At 38.6% G+C, this 21274-nt stretch carries 22 protein-coding genes and 1 other annotated feature; of the genes, 4 read left to right on the forward strand and 18 right to left on the reverse strand.

Annotation, left to right across the window (positions count from 1 at the left end; translation table 11 throughout):
• Nucleotides 1-138 precede the first annotated feature (138 nt).
• Nucleotides 139-618, forward strand: coding sequence for a glutathione peroxidase (locus ACI6MV_RS22970; protein ID WP_407272670.1), 480 nt, complete (start codon nucleotides 139-141; stop codon nucleotides 616-618).
• A gap of 64 nt (nucleotides 619-682) precedes the next feature.
• Here ACI6MV_RS22970 and proS read toward each other — a convergent pair whose 3' ends face one another.
• The 11 genes from proS to ACI6MV_RS23025 form a co-directional block, all read right to left on the reverse strand.
• Nucleotides 683-2119: a proline--tRNA ligase gene (proS, locus tag ACI6MV_RS22975; protein WP_407272671.1), complete on the reverse strand. Its 1437-nt coding sequence runs from the start codon at nucleotides 2117-2119 to the stop codon at nucleotides 683-685.
• Between the two features lie 53 nt (nucleotides 2120-2172).
• Nucleotides 2173-2381, reverse strand: a binding site (T-box leader).
• Between the two features lie 73 nt (nucleotides 2382-2454).
• The gene (locus ACI6MV_RS22980) at nucleotides 2455-2775 is read right to left on the reverse strand and encodes a DMT family transporter (protein WP_407272672.1); all 321 of its coding nucleotides are present in this window, start codon (nucleotides 2773-2775) and stop codon (nucleotides 2455-2457) included.
• Between the two features lie 88 nt (nucleotides 2776-2863).
• Entirely contained in the window at nucleotides 2864-3433 is a 570-nt protein-coding gene (locus tag ACI6MV_RS22985; protein ID WP_407272673.1) for a TetR/AcrR family transcriptional regulator, read from the reverse strand.
• Nucleotides 3434-3516: 83 nt separating this feature from the next.
• Nucleotides 3517-3870, reverse strand: coding sequence for a hypothetical protein (locus tag ACI6MV_RS22990; protein WP_407272674.1), 354 nt, complete (start codon nucleotides 3868-3870; stop codon nucleotides 3517-3519).
• Entirely contained in the window at nucleotides 3867-4583 is a 717-nt protein-coding gene (locus ACI6MV_RS22995; protein WP_407272675.1) for a class I SAM-dependent methyltransferase, read from the reverse strand. Before ACI6MV_RS22995 ends, ACI6MV_RS22990 begins: the two co-directional genes overlap by 4 nt.
• Nucleotides 4584-4695: 112 nt before the next feature.
• A complete protein-coding gene (murB, locus tag ACI6MV_RS23000) occupies nucleotides 4696-5616 on the reverse strand; it encodes a UDP-N-acetylmuramate dehydrogenase (RefSeq protein ID WP_407272676.1) in 921 nt (306 codons plus the stop codon).
• Nucleotides 5617-6210: 594 nt separating this feature from the next.
• On the reverse strand, nucleotides 6211-6867 hold the full coding sequence (locus ACI6MV_RS23005) for a TetR/AcrR family transcriptional regulator (protein WP_407272677.1): 657 nt from the start codon (nucleotides 6865-6867) through the stop codon (nucleotides 6211-6213).
• A gap of 21 nt (nucleotides 6868-6888) precedes the next feature.
• Nucleotides 6889-7899, reverse strand: a complete 1011-nt coding sequence (locus tag ACI6MV_RS23010) for an ABC transporter permease (protein WP_407272678.1) — start codon at nucleotides 7897-7899, stop codon at nucleotides 6889-6891.
• Nucleotides 7896-8618: an ABC transporter ATP-binding protein gene (locus tag ACI6MV_RS23015; protein WP_407272679.1), complete on the reverse strand. Its 723-nt coding sequence runs from the start codon at nucleotides 8616-8618 to the stop codon at nucleotides 7896-7898. Before ACI6MV_RS23015 ends, ACI6MV_RS23010 begins: the two co-directional genes overlap by 4 nt.
• A 391-nt stretch (nucleotides 8619-9009) precedes the next feature.
• Nucleotides 9010-9465: a hypothetical protein gene (locus tag ACI6MV_RS23020; protein ID WP_407272680.1), complete on the reverse strand. Its 456-nt coding sequence runs from the start codon at nucleotides 9463-9465 to the stop codon at nucleotides 9010-9012.
• Nucleotides 9462-9767 (reverse strand): PadR family transcriptional regulator, encoded by a 306-nt coding sequence (locus ACI6MV_RS23025; protein ID WP_407272681.1) that lies wholly within the window; start codon nucleotides 9765-9767, stop codon nucleotides 9462-9464. The genes ACI6MV_RS23020 and ACI6MV_RS23025 overlap by 4 nt, the downstream gene beginning before the upstream one ends.
• A gap of 281 nt (nucleotides 9768-10048) precedes the next feature.
• Here ACI6MV_RS23025 and ACI6MV_RS23030 point away from each other — a divergent pair, with 281 nt between their 5' ends.
• Nucleotides 10049-10336, forward strand: a complete 288-nt coding sequence (locus ACI6MV_RS23030) for a hypothetical protein (protein ID WP_407272682.1) — start codon at nucleotides 10049-10051, stop codon at nucleotides 10334-10336.
• The gene (locus ACI6MV_RS23035) at nucleotides 10323-10895 is read left to right on the forward strand and encodes a hypothetical protein (protein ID WP_407272683.1); all 573 of its coding nucleotides are present in this window, start codon (nucleotides 10323-10325) and stop codon (nucleotides 10893-10895) included. Before ACI6MV_RS23030 ends, ACI6MV_RS23035 begins: the two co-directional genes overlap by 14 nt.
• A 129-nt stretch (nucleotides 10896-11024) precedes the next feature.
• Here ACI6MV_RS23035 and ACI6MV_RS23040 read toward each other — a convergent pair whose 3' ends face one another.
• From ACI6MV_RS23040 to ACI6MV_RS23070, 7 genes are all read right to left on the reverse strand, one after another.
• Nucleotides 11025-11219 (reverse strand): alpha/beta-type small acid-soluble spore protein, encoded by a 195-nt coding sequence (locus ACI6MV_RS23040; RefSeq protein WP_407272684.1) that lies wholly within the window; start codon nucleotides 11217-11219, stop codon nucleotides 11025-11027.
• A gap of 108 nt (nucleotides 11220-11327) precedes the next feature.
• Nucleotides 11328-11462 (reverse strand): hypothetical protein, encoded by a 135-nt coding sequence (locus ACI6MV_RS23045; protein ID WP_407272685.1) that lies wholly within the window; start codon nucleotides 11460-11462, stop codon nucleotides 11328-11330.
• Between the two features lie 25 nt (nucleotides 11463-11487).
• Complete coding sequence (gene argF / locus ACI6MV_RS23050) at nucleotides 11488-12444, reverse strand: ornithine carbamoyltransferase (RefSeq protein WP_407272686.1); 957 nt, start codon at nucleotides 12442-12444, stop codon at nucleotides 11488-11490.
• Nucleotides 12441-15677, reverse strand: a complete 3237-nt coding sequence (gene carB, locus ACI6MV_RS23055) for a carbamoyl-phosphate synthase (glutamine-hydrolyzing) large subunit (protein ID WP_407272687.1) — start codon at nucleotides 15675-15677, stop codon at nucleotides 12441-12443. Before carB ends, argF begins: the two co-directional genes overlap by 4 nt.
• Complete coding sequence (locus ACI6MV_RS23060; protein ID WP_407272688.1) at nucleotides 15670-16767, reverse strand: carbamoyl phosphate synthase small subunit; 1098 nt, start codon at nucleotides 16765-16767, stop codon at nucleotides 15670-15672. Before ACI6MV_RS23060 ends, carB begins: the two co-directional genes overlap by 8 nt.
• Nucleotides 16768-16888: 121 nt before the next feature.
• Nucleotides 16889-18307: an argininosuccinate lyase gene (argH, locus tag ACI6MV_RS23065; RefSeq protein WP_407272689.1), complete on the reverse strand. Its 1419-nt coding sequence runs from the start codon at nucleotides 18305-18307 to the stop codon at nucleotides 16889-16891.
• The gene (locus ACI6MV_RS23070) at nucleotides 18304-19563 is read right to left on the reverse strand and encodes an argininosuccinate synthase (RefSeq protein ID WP_407272690.1); all 1260 of its coding nucleotides are present in this window, start codon (nucleotides 19561-19563) and stop codon (nucleotides 18304-18306) included. The genes argH and ACI6MV_RS23070 overlap by 4 nt, the downstream gene beginning before the upstream one ends.
• Before the next feature lie 551 nt (nucleotides 19564-20114).
• Between ACI6MV_RS23070 and ACI6MV_RS23075 the strand changes: the two genes are divergently transcribed.
• A complete protein-coding gene (locus ACI6MV_RS23075) occupies nucleotides 20115-21098 on the forward strand; it encodes a DUF4349 domain-containing protein (RefSeq protein WP_407272691.1) in 984 nt (327 codons plus the stop codon).
• The last annotated feature ends 176 nt before the right edge of the window (nucleotides 21099-21274 follow it).

Raw genomic sequence — 21274 nt, forward strand, 5'->3', positions numbered from 1 at the left:
TGCACTACGTTACGACGCATTTCACTTCAAATATGACAAACAAGCAACAAACTCTACGAAAAGAGCCTTATATTAAGACCTTACCTTTGACAACAATGGATGGCGTTGCTATCTTGGTTTTAATAGGAGGCGGTATAAATGTCCATTTATGAGTTCTCAGTACAAAAAATTAATGGAGAAGAAACATCACTAGCAAATTATAAAGGCAAAGTACTACTCATTGTAAACACTGCCAGTAAATGTGGGTTCGCTCCGCAACTTGATGGTTTACAGGCACTTTATGATAAGTATAAAGACCAAGGTTTAGAAGTGCTTGGTTTCCCTTCAAACCAATTCATGAATCAAGAACCAGGATCGAATGATGAGATTAATGAAATTTGTAAAGTAAACTACGGCGTTACCTTCCCAATGTTTAGTAAGATTGATGTAAATGGTTCTAATGCGCATCCATTATATAATTACTTAACGAGCCAAGCATCAGGAATATTATCTAAAAAAATCAAGTGGAACTTCACGAAGTTTTTGGTAGACCAAGAAGGCAATGTCATTAACCGTTATGCTCCACAAAAGGAACCGAAAGATATAGAAGATGATATAAAACAGGCGTTAGGTAAATAATTCACTATAAAAAAATCGAGTATAAATCACAAAGTGGATTATACTCGATTTTTTTATCTATATTCTAATAAGCCTTCGCCCAATAAACAAGCTTGTCTGCTTTCTCACCACAATAAACACAGTGAGCGGACACAGTTTCTTGTTCAAACGGAATACACCTAGAAGTTGCTGCTGTTTCTTCTTTTATTTTTTCTTCACACTCCTTGCCGCTACACCACATCGCTTTAATAAAACCTGGCTTTGACTCCAGCAGTGAAATAAATTCGTCCATATTTCCTGCCACACTAGTTTTATCGTTACGTAATTGTAGTGCTTTTTGGAATAGATTTTCTTGAATGTCTTCTAATAGTTGAGATATGGTAGCTTCCAACGCTTCCATTTCTACAAAAGTCTTTTCACCTGTGTCTCTGCGTGCTAGCACTACATGGCCTTTTTCGATATCTTTTGGACCAATTTCAAGACGTAGTGGAATGCCTTTCATTTCATACTCATTAAACTTCCAACCAGGCATTTTATCACTAGCATCGATATCAATTCTGAAGGCTTTGCTTAGACGTTCCTTTATTTCATAAGCCTTATCAAGGACACCTTCCTTATGCTGTGCTACTGGTACGATCATCACTTGCTTCGGTGCAATTTTTGGTGGTACAACAAGACCACGGTTATCTCCGTGCACCATTATTAGTGCACCAATTAGCCTTGTCGTAATTCCCCAAGACGTTTGATGAACTGGCTGAAGTTCACCTTTCTCATCTGTATAGGTGATGTCAAATGCTTCGGCGAATCCCGTGCCCAAGTGATGACTTGTTCCTGTTTGAAGCGCTTTGCCATCGTGCATCAGACTCTCAATGGTAAGGGTGTAATTCGCACCTGCGAACTTTTCCTTCTCTGTTTTTTGACCACGAAGAACCGGAATCGCTAAGTAATCCTCACAAACAGATGTGTAGACATCAAGCATTTTTCTCGTTTCTTCTGCTGCATCTTGATCTGTTGCATGACACGTATGGCCTTCTTGCCATAAAAACTCTAAGGAGCGCAAAAACGGTCTTGTCGTTTTTTCCCAACGCACGACATTGCTCCACTGATTGTAGAGCTTTGGCAAGTCTCGGTAAGAGTGAATGATCTTAGAGTAGTGTTCGGCAAACAGCACTTCAGACGTTGGGCGAACAACAAGTCGTTCTTGCAATTCTTCATCTCCGCCGTGTGTTACCCATGCAACTTCAGGAGCGAATCCTTCAATATGGTCTTTTTCTTTTTGCAATAAACTTTCTGGAATGAACAATGGGAAATACATGTTTTCGTGACCAGTTTCTTTAATTTTCTTGTCTAGTGTATCGCGAATGTTTTCCCAAATTGCATATCCATACGGACGAATAATCATCGTTCCACGAACAGAACCATAATCAACTAGATCTGCCTGTTTAACTACATCGGTATACCACTGTGCAAAATCTTCTTCCATCGCGGTTACTTTTTCTACAAACTGTTTGTTTTTTGCCATGCTATTCACCTTCTTATATTATTTTGTGGACGCAAAAAAACCTCAGAATCCCAATAAGGGACCGAGGTTTGGTGGTACCACCCTTGTTTACAGCATAAATAGAGCTGTACACTTTTATTTGATAACGGATTGTCATCCGCAAGTATCTTATTCGATACCGTGCTCCAAGGCAGGTTCCAATGGGTCTAATGGAAATTTGCAGCAACCATTTCCTCTCTGTGTAATAGACACCCTTTGTAATAGTCCTTATCAATGCTTTTTCATCTATATGATTATTCTTACTATAAGAATCTATCGCATCGATGTCAAGATTTGCACTGTACTTTTCTAAATTTTCAAGTCCATTTTGGCATATTTATCACAGTTACACCGATAATAATTGCTAGCAAACCGATTAATGTTTGCACACTAAAAGCTTCTTTCCAAAAGAAGACACCAATTAGTACTGTAACCGCTGTACCAACACCAGCCCAAATCGCATACGTTAAGCCGATTGGCAAATCCTTAAGAGCAAGTGATAAGAAATAGAAGGAAACGGCATATCCAGCTAGGGCAGCAATCGTTGGTATTAACCTTGTAAATCCCTCCGACATCTTCAGCATTGAACCACCAATAATTTCCGTTACAATTGCAATAGCCAGCATTAAATATGCCATAAAAACATGCCTCCTTCACATTTATAAAACCTGTAAACTGTCTTTGTTTTCTTAGTTTATTTTTACAAAAAGAAAAGAATAAAAGCTACTATCGCCTTTTATCCTCTGGTATAATGCCATACAGTAGTATGTCGACAATTTGAGTTAGTGCCTCATTCACCGTAATGTTGTTTTGATAGAAAAATCCTTGATCAAATGTTGTATTAAAAGCCTCTATTAACACTTTCATAATAACAACGGTCGAGTAATTCGATTCTACTTCGCCCTGTTTGATACCTTCTTCAATTATTTGTTCTAGTTCTTCCCAATCTTCCTGTAATGAATCATTGATGTTTTGCCATAAATCAGGATAATATCGTTTCATGCCTTCAAGAACAGGTCGATCATATATTTGATAATACTCTGGAAGCACTAGCATTAAATTTTTAACTTTTTCTATTAGTGTAAGTGTTTGATCTGCAATAATATTGTTAGTTTTTTCGTCTGTTTCTTTTAAGATTCGTTCAACAATTGTCTGGATAATCTCTTCTTTCGATGAAAAGTGCTCATAGATGGTTTTTTTGCTAATCCCCATCCGTTCTGTAATATTATCAACAGTAAAACGCATGCCGCTCATTTGAATCTCTTCTACTACAGCCCGCAAAATTCGTTCCTTCAATTGGATAACCCCGATTCAGAGATGTGTAAATTAAATAAACTATTTTAGTTTAAAAAGTTTCCTTAGGCTTATTATATGCTATTTCACCTTTTTTTGTCAATGCCATCACCGCTGGTATCTATTTTTCCTTGAAAAGCATATGCTAATTTCTCCGCAACAACAGTAATTATTTCGATATTCCATGGTGCTCGCCTATTTTCAGCAATATCAAGCCACAATCGACCTTTTGCTGGCCAAAATGTAATTTCTAGTACACCTTTCTGTTTACCCCTTTTTACATGCCAATGATAACTTCCCTTTTTTGTACTCAATGTAGTTCGCTGAGTTATCGTTAGTTGAAATTCTGCGATGATTTCCTCGATTTGATCACAAATAATACCTTCATCGAATGGCTTAACTTCCGCCAACTTCTTACTTATTACATCATAAGTAATCACTTCATACCTCTCCTTGCTTTAATGATTAAAAAATGCGGATTAGTCATCAGATAATCAAATGCACTTTTATTCTTTTCCTTCATAGCTACGATTGGCTGAGGTTCCACTAATCTGTCAATCACAAAATACTGTGATATTTGATTAACTATATCTTCTAGCGGTCTTCGGTAAAAAGATACTGTGGTTGTTTTTCCTTGCTTCTTCCATTGATCCGTCAACAATTGTTTTGAAAAATAATCTTCACTTTCTTCAAATTTATGAAAATCCATAAATGGGTGATGAACAGAAAAAAGTAGTGAACCACCAGGCTTTAAGACACGCTTAAATTCCTGTAATGCTGACTGCCAATCCTTTATATAGTGGAGTGTTAATGAACTGAGAATTAAATCAAACGTTTGATCAGCCCACGGAAGTGATTCGGTTAAATCCTGACAAACTACCTCTACTTGGCTACCTACTCTTTTTTTCGTTGCTTTTACCATTTCCGGACTAATGTCTACTGCAGATACTTGTGCACCAAGCTCGAGCAGTTTCGCTGTATACCATCCCGCTGCACAACCTGCGTCTAAGATTCGAATTTCGTTCAGGTTACCTGGTACTTCCGCTAGCATTGCTGGCCGTTCATAATCGGTGTTGTACGGACTACTATGATCAACTTCTTTTTCGTAGGCTTTTGCAAGTGCATCGTATGTGTCTTTTATCGATTTTTTCATGCATGTCCTCCTCCTTACGTCATCTTTAACAGTGATCCCGATCTATTAGAGCGTGTCTCAATATGGAACGAGCTCGGTAGATTGATCAACCAAGCTCGTTAACGTATAACTTCTATTCCGTATCTTCACCAATAATTCTAACTTCTCTCTCCAACTCGACACCAAATTTATCTTTTACTGTCTTTTGCACCATTTCAATAACCGATATATATTCTGTCGCTGTGGCATTATTTTTATTAACAATAAAGCCTGCATGCTTCGTAGACACTTCTGCACCACCGATCCCTTTACCTTGCAGCTCACTATCTTGAATCAATTTTCCTGCAAAATAACCAGGAGGTCGTTTAAACACACTTCCACATGATGGATATTCTAACGGTTGCTTCGATTCACGTTTATAGGTTAAATCATCCATTACCGCTTTAATACTATCATAAGATGCTGGTTTCAAATCAAAACGCGCTTCTAAGACAATGTAGCCTTTATCCGGTATATTACTCGTACGGTAATCAAGGTCTAAATCCTCCGCAGCAAGTGTTAATAAATTTCCTTCTCGATCGACAACAATTGTGTGATGCAAAACATCTTTAACTTCTCCACCGTATGCTCCTGCATTCATATATAACGCCCCACCTACCGTTCCCGGAATGCCGCAAGCAAATTCTAAACCGGTTAACGTGTCTTTTAAGGCGTGGCGGGATACATCAATAATTCTGGCTCCACTTTCGGAAAAAACAGAATTTCCTTCAGTACGGATTGTAGTGAACCGCTTCAATGTCATTACAATTCCACGGATGCCACCGTCCCGTACAATTAAATTTGAACCATTACCTAACAAGGTAAAAGGTACGTCTAATTTGTTCGCCAATTTTATGATTTCTTGTACTTCTTGTTTATTAGAAGGTGTTACGAAATAATCTGCCTTACCACCTAAGCACGTATACGTATGATTTTTTAAGTATTCATCAAGTTTCACATTCTCTTTATCTGTAATAGAAATTAGTTGGTTATATATCGAATGGTCATTTGCCATATTTATCATTCCTTTATTAGAGGTTGTTCAAAAAGACACACTATTAGTAAGTTACGTCTTCAGACAAACGCCAAAATTTAATACACTCTAGTCAATTTTCAGCAATCCAAAATTACATACAGTTGGATAGGAAATACGATGTAAGGTAATTATGAAATTGACTCACATAAGAAGATTATAGCAGGTAGATAAGCTAGGCGGCAATCCCGTTTGGAACTCCTGTTTATATGTATGATAAATACTGGGGTAATGTGTCCTACCGAAATGAAAAAACTGGAGGTGTGCTGTGGTCCTGGCGAGATGTGAGCTGTTTGAAGTTGGCGGACACCACAGCTCTTATATGTGACAAAAGTGTTATATGTGGAATTGTGCGGACACCAGTGCACTTATTTGAATAAAATGCTTGCTGTTATATGCTGTTTTTAGTACATAAGGGCTCTGGTGGCTGTCAAATAGTCAAATCCAGCATTTCAGATAAAATAAGTGCTCCTATGTCCGCGAAAATACCTAGCCTGCTTGTGTGTCCTAATCACAGACCAGTGACGGCGTTCCCTGAGGCAAGAAAAGAAAGTTTACGAAAAGAGCCTCCTTAGTTTATATTGCCTGACCCGATTCAATACCGTTCATAATAAATGTGATCATATCATCTATTTCTCGTTCATTGTCCCATTGTTTATTTGGCATGACAATATACCTAGTAATCACAAATCCGAGAAACGTCGATAAAGAAAAGCGAATAATAGTAGGGATAGGAAATTCTTTTAACTTCCCCTGTTTTTGGAATGCTATAATCACTTCTTCTAGCCTTGGATAGACTTTGGCCTGGAAGTTTTCCTTTAAGACAATTTGGATCTCCTCATGAAAGGCTATTTCTTGTAAAACAATTTTAATCAAAGGTAAATTCCCTTCTACAAATTCCAAACGATTCGTAATGAATGCACGTAATAAATCTTCAAATTCGTTAAATTCTTTCTTAAAAATATCGTTAACCATCTGTGAAGCAAAAAAAGGAACGGCAAGCTTCATGAGTCCTGGTTTAACAATCGAAAGTAACAAGTCTTTTTTCGTTGGGAAGTGACGAAAGATTGTTCCTTCTGCTACTCCTGCTTGTTTGGCAATCTCACTTGTTGATGTAGCTGCATATCCTTTTTCCGCAAAGATTTCGATAGCGGAAATAATGATTTTTGCTTGTTTAGTAGTTAACGACACTTCTTGTGCTTCCATTAGCTGTTTCACATACGTTTCATCCATCCTAACGGCCTCGTCTCTGTTTTATTTTCGGTATGCTTTTAGTGTACCAAGATTAAGAAGGAAAAATAAAATGGAAAAACCTAAGATGATAATTATATCGGTTTGAATGGCCTCGAAGCCGTTTCCTTTAATCATTACTTCTGTTAGTGCATTTGCACCATATGAAATCGGCATTATTTTACCGATTGCTTCAACCCAAACCGGGGCATTTTCTAAATTGAATAATCCAGAGAAAAAGGCTTGCGGCACGATCACAATCGGTATAAATTGCATAATCTGAAATTCATTTTTCGCGAATGTTGAGAGCCATATACCTAACGTTAATGCACAAAGTGCTAGCAATAATGTGATAAGCATGACATAGAAGATCGACCCTTGTAATGGGATGTTAACAACATAAACCGCAAATAATACGACGATAATAGATTGGAGAATTGCACAAATTCCGAAGCCAATAATGTAGCCGGTAATCATTTCCCAACCTTTAAGTGGCATCGCAAATAATCGCTCCAATGTACCACGTGATTTTTCTCTTAGAAATGAGATTCCACCAATTAAAAACACAAAGAAAAATGAAAAGAAACCGATCAAGACTGGACCGACATAATCAAAGGTTGTGGCCGATTCAATGCCGTAATAATAGTTGGTTTGTATTGATTGGTCTGGAGTTGTGTTTGCAGCAGAAAAAGCCTGTTGGAGCATGATCTTGATTTGCTTGGCGTTTGGTTCACTATCATCAACTGTAATTTGCACCTTATTATTTTGCCATTCTACAACTGCATCAATCTCAGAATTCCTTAATGCATCAAACGGATTTTCTATTTCATCAATTTGCATATCAGACTCTTCCAACACTTGAGATAAATGCTCCGGTATATTTATAGTCGCAATTGTTGGTGGTGTGGATTCGTTATCTAATACTAACCACGTTAAAGTTAAAATAAGTAAGGGTGCAAATAAAAGTAATGCTAACGATCGTTTATCCCTGATAAATTGTTGCAGAATCCTAACGACTATCGCTTTAATTTTCAATTTGCTGCACCTCCATAAACCAAAAATGCTTGTTCAATGGTGTCTGTTTTCGTGTCGCCTTTTAGTTGGTCAGGTGAACCATCCGCAATAATCGAACCGTTTCGCATAAGAGCTAACTTATCGCACTTTTCTGCCTCATCCATCACATGTGTTGTAATTAAGATTGTCGTACCTTGTTGTTGTAATCTTGCAAAATAATCCCAAATCTCATTACGTAAGACCGGGTCAATTCCTACAGTTGGTTCGTCTAATAAAAGTAATTTCGGTTGATGTAATAAAGCAGCCGCTAAAGATAAACGTCGTTTCATTCCACCAGAAAAAGCTTCGACTATTTTGTTCTTTGCTGCTAATAAATCTAATGTATCAAGAACTTGTTCCACGCGCTTTTTAACATTTTTTCTAGGCACACCATAAATGGAAGCAAAAAAGGCTAAGTTTTCTTGCGCTGTTAATTCGCTGTATAAGGCATCAGATTGTGCCATGTAGCCAATATTGCTCATTGCCTTTAAAGAAGGCATCTTCATTCCTTCAACTATTACTTCTCCTTGGGTAGGTGTCAGTGTACCTGCTATCGTTTTTACTAAGGTAGTTTTTCCTGATCCTGAAGGCCCGAGCAGTCCAAAAATTTGACCTTCAGTTACAGAAAACGTGATGTCGTTCAGCACTTGTTGCTTTCCAAACCGATGAGAAACGTGGTTAATCGCTATTGCCGAATTCATAAAATCACACCTTTGTTTTATAGTGAGTGATTACTCACTTTTTATTTTACGCTTAAAGCTTTCCAGTTTCAATCTTTAATTAGAAAGAGTAATTAACTTTTTTATTGGTATAAACAAAGAATGAGCTGTTTATACAGCTCATTCTTTATAAAATACCTGAACATTTAATAATCAATTTTTTATTATATTATCAGCTCTGTTTACACTTAAACATAGAACCACCATTGATACCACAAAATAAAACACCCAATAACTAATACTGTATATAGCCAATACTATTTCAATAACTGACAATATTATAGAAGAAATTAATCCCGACACTACTTTTACATCTTTCAAAAACTTTGTAATTCATTATTTTACATCACCTCAATGATAACCGAAGATGCATTTAATGGTTCGACTTATCGAACTTTAATTTACCAGTAGGAAGGAAAACATCCTCTTTTTGGGTAACGTTAATTACTCGCATAATACCTCTTGCAACACCTATAACATAACCAATAAAAAGTCCCAAACCAACACCAATTAGCAGTAATGAATTAGGTGATATCTCTAAAATAGAAGGAGTGTTATTTCCAATCCAATATCCACCGAACATACCTATAAATATTATCGAACCAATGATCAAGAAACGATTAAAAACAGAACCAAGCATAACATCACGAATTTTCTTATCCATCTCAATAATCCCCTCCACTAAATTTATAAACCTTGCATCCATGGCATTGATAAATATATCAATTACCTCTTTAAAAGAAAGATTCCTGTTTTCCAAAATATATAAGAATTCTTCTTCATAGCGTTTTCTCCACTTTTTAGGATACAGATGGATTAGCCACTTCATATTAGACCTAACCTTTCAAATCCCAACTTGGTAACAGTTTCAATTTCCTTTAATTTTTCTTGTAGATACTGTCTGCCTTCAGAAGTAATTTGGTAAGGTTTTTTTCTATCTTTTGAGGGAATAGCCTCAATTAATTCTAATTTCTCCATTCGGCTAATAGCACCATATAAGGTCCCAGGTCCAAGTTTAATGTCGTATGAATTTTCAATGTCTTCCATGATTGCATAACCATGTTTGTTTCCCTCAGCTAAACTAATTAAGATAAACAAAGTTGGTTCAGAAAATCGGTCAGTTGAACTCACAGGCTTTTTGTCATCTCCTTTCAACTATTACACTTAACGTTATAACGTATAACGTAATAATAAACTATAAAAAATTATAAGTCAATTATTTGTGCACTTCCCACATCCTTATCCGATTTATGTTTATATAACTATTAACTTAGAATATTGACTGTCGCACACGCTCATCCGAATGCCAAATAAAAGTAAAACAGGGAACTCACCATGGAGTTCCCTGTTTGTGTTACTATTGTTGCTTGTTTTCCAAGCCTTGTTCGGCGAGTTGGATCATTCGTTTCACCATGAACAAGGCATATGCTATAATAGGTTTAATTAAAGATATTGGAGTGAATGCTGTGAGAAAAATGGACTTTTCTGATCTTAATAAAGATATTTTCGAAAAATTACCCACAGTTGAACGTTCCATTCTTCGCATGAAAGAGTCACAAAGAAATATACGTACTAGAGCCCGCGATGAAAATGAAATCAAGGTTCTTGACCAATTATGTTTAAAGCGTTGGAAGAAAGCTGAGCAAGAAGGTAAAGTGAAATACCTTAGTGAACGAGTGTGGTATTATGAAGTCGATTGAAGATGCTAAAAGAGAAATCGAATCCCTAATACCCGGAAATAAATTTCAAAAAATGTTAGGTGTTACAACAATACTTACAATTTTATTAGAAGAGCGGTATCGGATTTTCCCTGTTATTGTTGGTGGCTTTGCAGTAGAAATTTATACTAGAAGTGATTATACCACCATCGATGTTGATTTAATTATCAGTGATCGAAAGGTAGCAGGAGATATTCTCATTCAACTTGGATTTAAACCTGAAGGGCGTCATTGGTATCATGAGGATCTAATGGTGAGCGTTGAAATTCCAAATGACATGCTAGAGGACGCAGATTACGACAAAGTGATGGAACTTAATCTTAGCAATAACCAAAAAGTGTTCGTTATTGGAATAGAAGATATAATTTTAGATCGACTTCGAGCATGCATTCACTGGAAATCATCGTCCGATTGTGAATGGGGGCATCGCATGTTCTTAATCCACTACGATCGATTGGATCTTGAGTATATGAAAAGGGTCTCGCATGTTGACAATACCATAAAACAGTTAAACGATTGGATCGAAAATTTAAACAAGTAAGAAAAGAGTGGGGCGTCTTGCTCACAGAAAACGCTGTGGCCCCTTTGCCACAGCACCAACTAACTACAGGGGTAGGTAGGCGGAGTTAGACTAAAAAGGGAACTCTTAGCGAGTTCCCTTTTTATGTTGCTATTTTTGTTCACTTTCCAAGCTTTGTTCGGCGATTTGGATCATTCGTTTCACCATTTCGCCACCCACGGATCCGTTTGCACGTGCAGTCGTATCAGCACCAAGCTCGACACCGAATTCGTTCGCGATTTCTGCTTTCATATTGTCCATCGCTCTTTCCGCACCTGGCACCAACAATTTATTACTGTTTGCCATTCGTGATCATCTCCTAGTGGGTTCTAGTTGAACAGCTTTTTGCTGTTCACTACTTAAGGTGTACAGCACACGTTTAGTTACACCTGTTAACATAAGGAAAAGTGGCCCTTATTTAAATAAGGGCCACTCTTCCGGGTTAATTGCTCCACACTTTTGGATAATTGCACCATACGGGGCGGGAATTGCACCACAATCACGTGTTATTGATGCATACAACAGCGCAATTGCACCACACCGGCGCATAATTGCTCCAATCCCCCAAACCACACTACCCCATCAATGCTGCCATTAATGCTTTCTGGGCGTGGAGGCGGTTTTCTGCTTGTTGGAAGACTACTGACTGACCACCATCAATGACACCAGCAGACACTTCTTCGCCGCGGTGTGCAGGTAGGCAGTGCATAAAGATTGCTTCTGCATTAGCAAGCTTCATCAGCTCGTCATTCACTTGAAAATCAGCGAATGCTTGCTCCCGTTTCTGTTGCTCACTCTCCTGCCCCATGCTTGCCCATACATCCGTATAAATCACGTCCGCACCTTTTACTGCCTCTCTTGGATCATCTGTAACGATAACTTTATTGTTTGTGACAAATTGCTTCGCTTGGTTAACGAATGTTTGCTTTGGTTGATATTCTTTCGGAGCTGCAATACTGATGTCCACGCCCATAATCGCCGCACCGATCATCAAGCTGTTCGCCATGTTGTTTCCGTCACCAACAAAAGCAATCTTCAACCCTTCCAAATTACCTTTACATTCTATAATCGTTTGCATATCTGCAAGCACCTGACACGGGTGGTAATCGTCCGTCAATCCATTAATTACGGGAATACTCGCATTTTTTGCTAACTCGACTACATCGGCTTGTGAAAATGTCCGGATCATGATTCCATCTAAGTATCCAGATAATACTTTAGCGGTGTCTGAAATCGGCTCACCACGTCCTAATTGAATATCTTTAGAGCTAAGAAATAAACCAGTACCTCCTAGCTGATAAATACCTGTTTCAAAGGATACGCGTGTACGTGTCGAAGACTTTTCAAAGATCATTCCTAACGTTTTTCCTTTTAGCGGCTGTACTTCCTCACCTTTTTTACGTTCTGTTTTTAAATAGGCAGCCAACTCTAACAAGTACGCTATTTCTTCTTTGGAATAATCAGCTAACGTCAAGAAGTCTCTTCCTTTTAACTGCTTCTCTACATTCACAGAAGTAACACTTACAGTCATTTTAGTACACGCTCCTTTTTATTGATTTCTGTATGTTCTTTCATATAGTCATTGATCGCCACTGGTGATTCTTGTTGTTGCTGTGAAGCCTTTACGTAGGCAACGAGCGACTCAACTGCTGTTAAACAAATCGTATCTGATTTTAATGCAGCTTCTCGTAAATTCACATGTGCACTTGAAGCACCGGTACATGCAACTAAATCAAATTCACTATCAATACATGGCTCTTCTGCATCATGTAGCTCAAGCGTTCTTGCAACCGCAATTCCTTTACCTGCAAGTAGTTCAGAAGTAGCTGCATCAGCAACAATATTCGTCTTAATATTTGATAAAGATTCGAGTAAAGCTTGGTTGTTCATATCCTTCTCGGTAATTGACAAATAAATTGATGCTTCTTCTGTTAATGGGATCAAGCTTTTTTCTTTCCAGCCAAATGCCTTCGCTAATGCGGCCTCTACTGTCGTACCTAAGCCAATTGCTTCTCCAGTTGATTTCATTTCTGGTCCTAACAATGGATCAACACCAGCTAATTTGTTTGTAGAAAACACTGGCATTTTCACTGCATAATACGGTATTTCTTTGTGTAAACCAAGTTGCCATTCTTGATTTTTTAGTGCCTCACCCATTTGCACGCGCGTAGCTAAATCAATCATTGGTACTCCAGTTACTTTACTAGCTATCGGCACGGTACGAGATGCTCGCGGGTTTACTTCTAAAGCGTAAATAATATTGCCATCATCGCTAACGACAAACTGGATATTTAAGATCCCTTTCACCTTTAGCTCTGCTGAGATTTGTTGGGTGTACGTTGCTATCTTCTCTTTCTGTACTTCTGTTAGCCCTGGAGCTGGAAAGATAGCAATACTGTCACCAGAGTGCACACCTGCGCGCTCAATGTGTTGAAAAATGCCAGGTATTAGCACATCATCACCGTCACAAACGGCATCTACCTCTACTTCACTACCCGAGATAAAACTATCCACTAATAATGGGAAAATTCTTGTTCCAGGTGAAGACTGCTTCAATCCTTCAAGGTAATTAAACAGCTCGGTCTCGTTACGAACGATTACCATACCACGACCACCAATTACATATGACGGACGAATTAACACCGGATATCCAATTCGCGCCGCAACCTCTTTCGCATCATTCGTGTCCATGACCGTTTCCCCTGGAATATGTGGAATATTTAACTTTTTTAATAACTGATAAAATTGATCCCGATCCTCTGTAGCTTCGATCACAGACAACTCGGTACCAGCAATTTTTACGCCAGCCTTACTTAGCCCATCTGCTAAGTTTATTGCTGTTTGCCCACCAAATTGTACAAGTACGCCGTCCGCATTTTCTTTACGTACTACATTGATCACATCTTCTTCTGTTAACGGTTCAAAATAAAGATGGTCTGCAGTGTTAAAATCGGTACTGACTGTTTCTGGATTGTTGTTCACAACAATTGCATCGATTCCTTGATCTTTTAACGACATCGCTGCATGCACAGAGCAGTAATCAAATTCAACACCTTGCCCAATTCGGATCGGCCCTGACCCTAAAACGACCATGCGCTTTTTACCTGTTAAGGGCTCTACTTCATCGAATTCGGTCCACGTTCCATAAAAATATGGCGTGTCTGCCGAAAATTCTGCGGCACATGTATCAACCATTTTATATGATGGATTTATATTTAATTCCTGTAAGCGCGCTTCGATTGCACTCGGCTCAATCGATAACAGCTCTGCTAGTGTCTTGTTGGTAAAACCTAGTACCTTTGCTGTACTAAGCGTATTTGCGTCCAATTGCTCCCAGCCAGTTTGCTGTATATCCTTCTCCATTCTTATTAACTTTGCGATCTCATTTAAGAAATATTTATTAATGCTCGTCAATTCATGGAGTGCATCAACCGTGTAGCCTCTGCGTATAGCTTCTGCTAAGACAAATAAGCGCTCATCGGTAGCCTGTACGACCGCTGTTTCCAGCTCTTCTTTTGACAGCCCTTGAGCAGATGGTAATGATAAGTAATCTAATCCAACCTCTAGTGAGCGTATTGCTTTATTTAATGCAGCAGGGAAATTACGGGCGAGAGCCATAACCTCGCCAGTTGCTTTCATTTGCGTTCCAAGCAAACGATCGGCGTGCGCAAACTTATCGAATGGCCAACGCGGGATCTTTACCGCAATATAGTCAATTGCTGGTTCGAAGCTTGCATACGTATCTCCCGTTATCGGATTCAGCACCTCATCCAAGTGATAACCTAGTGCTAACTTGGCAGCGATTCGTGCAATTGGATATCCAGTTGCTTTCGATGCAAGTGCACTTGAACGGCTTACTCGCGGATTTACTTCAATAATAATGTACTCATCACTAACTGGATCAAGCGCAAATTGGATGTTACATCCGCCAACAACGCCAAGCTCACGAATGACACGACAAGAAGAAGTTCGCAGCATTTGATACTGACGATCTGTCAGGGTTTGTGATGGAGCAACGACAATGCTGTCCCCCGTATGGACACCAACCGGATCGATATTTTCCATGTTACAAACAATAATGCACGTATCATTGGCATCACGCATAACTTCATATTCAAGTTCTTTCCAGCCTTTTACACTTTGTTCAATTAAAACTTGGCTAATCGGGCTTGCGTGTATTCCACTTTTAACAAATCGGATTAACTCTTTCTCATCGTTGGCAATCCCACCACCTGCACCACCGAGCGTATATGCTGGTCGGATGATAATCGGATACCCAACAGACGTAGCAAAACGAACCGCTTCGTCTACTGAGCTAGTCGATACACTCTCTGCAACCGGTTCGTTTATCGATTTCATCATCGATTTAAATAGCTCACGATCTTCACCATTTTGTATCGTATCTAACGGGGTTCCAAGTAAATTTACATTGTATTGCTTTAGCACTCCTGCCTCCGTTAAGGCAATAGCAAGATTTAGACCGGTTTGACCACCAAGTGTTGGTAGCAAACCATCTGGTCGCTCTTTTTTAATGATTTCCGTTATCGATTCAACCGTTAACGGCTCTAAGTATACTTGATCAGCGATATTTAAATCCGTCATAATCGTGGCAGGATTGTTGTTTACTAGCACAACTTCGATGCCTTCTTCTTTTAGTGCTAAACAAGCTTGGGTACCAGCATAATCAAATTCTGCTGCCTGCCCAATAACGATCGGTCCTGAACCGATGACGAGTACTTTGTGAATATTATCTAGTTTAGGCATGCTGTTTCTCTCCCTTGCCTACCATCTGGCTGACGAAATTTTGAAAAATATTATGTGTATCTATTGGTCCTGGGTGTGCCTCTGGGTGGAACTGTACAGACATTACCGGTTTTGTTCGGTGCATTAAACCTTCAACAGATTTGTCATTAACATTAATGTGTGAGATGTTCCATTCATTGATTGGCACAGAATCCATATCAACTACATAGCCGTGATTTTGCGATGTAATCACTACTTTGCCGGACATTAAATCTTTTACTGGGTGGTTGCTGCCACGGTGACCGTATGGCAATCGTTTTGTTGTGCCGCCATATGCTAAGGCAATCAACTGGTGACCAAGACATACACCTAGTGTCGGATAGATATCTGCAATTTGTTTTATATTATTTGCAAGATAGTTTAAATCCTTTGGGTTACCAGGGCCATTCGATAATACAACCCCGTCAGGATCAAACTTATTTATTGTTTGGAGTGACGTATCAAACGGTACAACAGTAACATTACAACCTAATTCTAATAATGAATTAGTGATCGAATGCTTGTAGCCAAAATCGATAACAATCACGTGTGGATTTGGCACACCACTGAACTTCTGTGATGATGTAAAATGTATAGATTTTGTAACGGATACCTTTTTGACAATCTGTGGGTCAGAAATGAATTTTTTAGGTTGATCATTGGGACGCTTTGATATTTTGCCATACACTTCACCGTGTTCCCGAATAATTCGTGTAAGGGCGCGTGTATCAATGCCATAGAGCGTTGGGATATTATATTGTTCTACTATATCTACGATAGAACGACTAGATTCATAGTGTTCCGGTGTAAAACAAGGATTGGATATGATCCAGCCTGCGAGGGAAGGCTTTAAGCTTTCATTGTCTATATCATTAAATCCATAGTTTCCTATTAGTGGATAAGTCATTGTGACAATTTGACCTGCATAAGAAGGATCAGTCATTACCTCTTGATAACCTGTCATAGCTGTATTAAAAACCATTTCACCTTCAACAGCCGTTGTACTACCAAGCCATTTCCCCTCTAATACATCTCCAGTACTTAATACGAGATAACCCGCTTGTTCACTCATGATTTTTTCTCCTCCCCTAAGAAAAATAAATATTTATACTATATAACTAATATTTATGCATTGGTGGTAAAAAAGAAGAACTAAGCCCCTCTTGCGGCGGAAACTTAGCTCTTCATTAGATCTATTTACCTTGTATTAATTGCGCGTGCTCATTAATCCAATTTGTATTCTGTTCTAGTAATTTTTCAGCTGTAAGTAACTGTTCTTCTACTCGGTTTCTTGCTGTGCCACCAGCAACATTACGTGCGTTCACAACAGCCTTTGGTGTCAATACATCAAAAATGTCCTGTTCAATTAATGGTGAAAACTCTTTAAACTCATCTAATGTTAAGTCGAGCAAGTATTTCTGTTTTTGAATACAATCTAACACCACTTGACCAACGACCGCATGAGCTTCTCTAAACGGTAAGTCCTTACCGACCAAATAATCTGCAAGGTCTGTTGCATTCGAATAATCCTTCGCTACAGCCTCATACATTACTTCTTTTTTGACGTGCATCGTTTCGATCATTGGTGCATATAGCGCAAGTGCACCTTTTAACGTCTCAACGGTGTCAAACATACCTTCTTTATCTTCTTGCATATCTTTGTTATAAGCTAAAGGTAAACCTTTTAATGTTGTTAACATCCCTATCAAGTGACCATACACACGTCCGGTCTTACCTCGCACAAGTTCAGCCACATCAGGATTTTTCTTCTGTGGCATCATGCTACTACCAGTACAAAATGCATCGTCTAATTCGATAAAATTAAACTCAGCACTTGACCATTGCACGAATTCCTCTGATAAACGAGATAAGTGCGTAGAAATTAATGACGCATGTGATAAGAATTCGACTACAAAATCACGATCACTAACAGCGTCAAGACTATTGTCACAAATACCATCAAAGTTTAGCTTTTCCGCTACATAATGGCGATCAATTGGAAAGCTCGTTCCTGCTAGTGCACCTGCACCAAGCGGTGACTGGTTCACTCGCTTCCAGCTATCCGCTAGTCTTTCAACGTCACGCTGAAACATGAAAACATAAGCCATCATATGGTGGGCAAACAACACTGGTTGCGCACGCTGCAAATGTGTATATCCCGGCAAAACCGTATCTAAATTTTGCTGCGCTTGCTTGTAAAGGGCTTGTTGGACATCAACAAGCAACTGACTAATCGTTACAAGAGCCTCGCGTAAGTATAAACGCATATCAAGTGCTACTTGATCATTCCGGCTTCTACCTGTGTGTAGTTTTCCACCAACAGCACCAATCTCATCTATAAGCAGCTTTTCCACGTTCATATGGATATCTTCGTTTTCTTCACTTAAAACTGCTTCACCAGCTTTAATTTTTTTAGCAACCACTTGTAAACCTTCGGAAATGGTTGCTGCATCAGTTGCTGAAATAATATTGCATTTTGCTAACATATCAACATGGGCTAGACTTCCTTGGATATCGAATTGCGCCAATTTTTGGTCGAACGAGATTGATGCCGTATATTCGTCCACTAGTTCATTTGTTGGTTTTGTAAACCGTCCGCCCCATAATTTCATTGTTTGACAGCTTCCTTTACATCAACATTGATTTTATCGATAGATGCATCTTTTTTCGCATGTGCTTTCGTAACAGCCGCATGAACTTTAGTTGGTAATCCCCATAATTTAATAAATCCAAGCGCTGCATCATGATCAAACTGATCTTCTTTATTATAAGTAGCAAGATCGAAATCATATAATGAATTCGCAGACTCACGACCGATTACTTGTGCATGACCTTTATACAATTTCACCTTAACGGTACCAGACACATATTGCTGTGTTTGTTCAATAAATGCTTTCAGTCCATCTGTTAATGGTGAATACCATAATCCATCGTATACACATTGTGCTAATTTATGTTCAATTGTTGGCTTAAATTGTGAAACCTCTCTTGTTAACGTGAGTGCTTCTAATTCTTGATGCGCTGCGATTAAAGTTAAGGCTGCTGGGCACTCATAAATTTCACGAGATTTAATACCAACTAAACGGTTTTCCACATGGTCAATCCGGCCAACGCCGTGTTTTCCTGCAATAGCATTTAGCTCTAAAATTAATTCATGAAGTGGTAATGATTTACCATCGATAGAAACCGGCTTTCCTGCTTCAAATGTAATTTGAATAACTTCAGGCTTATCCGGTGCATCAACAGGATCTACCGTTAATTCATATGCTTCTTTTGGTGCTTCTGCCCATGGATCTTCTAAAATACCACATTCATTACTGCGTCCCCATAGATTTTGGTCAACACTGTATGGGTTATCTAAATCAACAGGAATTGGAATATTATTTTCTTGTGCATATTTAATCTCTTCGTCTCTTGTCATTTTCCATTCACGAACTGGAGCTACGATTTTTAATTCAGGATTCAAAGCAGTAAAAGCAACATCAAAACGCACTTGGTCGTTTCCTTTACCTGTACAGCCGTGCGCAACAGCTACCGCACCTTCTTTATTTGCAATATCTACAAGTACTTTCGCAATAAGTGGTCTTGATAAAGCAGATACGAGCGGATATTTTCCTTCATATAACAAGTTTGCTTTTAATGCCGGTAACACATATTCTTCAGCAAATAGTGCTTTAGCATCTACTGTATATGATTTAATCGCACCCACATCTAATGCTTTCTTCTTAACAAATTCCAAATCTTTTCCTTCACCAACATCTAAACCTACCGCAATTACATCATAGTTATATTTGTCCTGAAGCCATTTAATCGCTACCGATGTATCTAATCCACCAGAATATGCCAATACAATTTTATTTTTACTCATATATGATCTCCCCTTACCTTAAGGTATAAATTATTTTCACACGGTTTCCTTTTGAGTTCGTATGAATTATTATGCACCATTAAGTATATTAATTCAATAGTTATGCGTGAATTTTTTTAAATATTTCACGATATATTCTCTAATCGGCTGTTTTCTGAAAGATTGTTTAAGTTTATGACTAACTTGAAGTAAACTCCGTCGTAGTACTTAGGTGCTCACGACCTTAGATGTGCACCGCTCCGTCCCTACACTTTGCTTTCCGCGGGGGGCAGTCTGAAGACCCCGCAGTGAGCGCTCTTTGCGAGGGAGGAGGAGTAGAGCGTTCCCCGCGGAAAGGGCGTATTTTTCAACAGCGACGTTGTAGCACACCACCAAGCACTACGTCGGAGTTTAGCTAAATTCCTAATTTTGAAGAACAACAACTTTTTTTGAAAAGCGCCTTTAAAAAAATAATCCGTTTTCATTTTTATAAAGAAAATATTAAATTGGTGTGACTTTTATAAATGTACATCGTCTATATGAGAAAGCCACATAAAAAAAGGGTGGGTCAATTGAAAAAAATTCTATTCGCTTTACTTTTTGCCTTTTTAATTTTGACAGCATGTAGCAGTAATGATAGTGAGTCAGCAAATGACTCTGACACAAGTTCTGGGAGTTATGACGGAAGTGCCGAAGAAAGCGCAGCAGATCGCGACATGGGATTTAACGATTCAGCTGACGAAATGATTGAGGGAGAAACTGCAGAGCTTCAAAATGAATCACCACAAGAAGCTGACGTAGACTTTGAAAATGCAGAGCAAGCAACTGAGCGCAAAGTAATTTACACCGCTGATCTTCGCGTAGAGGTTAATGATTACGAAAAAACCATATCCAATATTCAAAAGCAGGTGACCGCTACAGGCGGATACGTGGTGGAATCCCATACGTATGGCGGAGATGAAAATGAACTTAAAGAAGGTATGGTCCAGGTACGTGTTCCTCAAGAACACTTTCAATCATTTTTAGAATACGTTGAAAGTGGTAGTATGGACGTCTTGGAACGATCTGTTTCAGGTCAAGACGTTACAGAGGAATTTGTTGACTTGAAATCTCGTTTAAAATCGAAGCGAGTCGTGGAAGAGCGCCTGCTTTCGTTTATGGAAGGCGCAGAAAAGACAGAGGACCTTTTAAAGATTTCTAATGATTTAGCTAAAATTCAAGAAGAAATTGAACAAATCACAGGACGCATGAATTATTTGCAAAACAAAGCAGATTTAGCAACCGTTTCTATTTACGTAGTTGAAGATAGAGTAAACATTCCTAAAGTAAATGAAGAAAACTTAAACACATGGGAAAAGACGCAGCAGCAATTTATGGAAAGTATTAATTTCCTTATATCCGCTGCATCCGGACTATTTGTATTCTTTGGCGGTAGTCTCCCTATTCTCATCTTATTAGCAATTATCGGCTTAGTCGTTTATGGGGTTGTTAAAAAAAGAATTAAACCGTCCAAATCCACATCCTACTATGATCCAAATGATAAAAATGAACAATAACATATTAAAATGGAGCTGTCGCAAAATGCATATTATGCATTTGTTGACAGCTCCTTTTCTATATGAGATTGCTCATTTTGAGGTTCGTTATTCTATTTTGGGTGATACTAGGAAAATAGTTGAATTTTTGGCGCGCTTAAATAAGCCTCGCCTTTTTTTAAATTTCTTAAGCTGTA

This window comes from Radiobacillus sp. PE A8.2 (genome assembly GCF_045635475.1).
Classification (GTDB): domain Bacteria; phylum Bacillota; class Bacilli; order Bacillales; family Amphibacillaceae; genus JBJGXI01.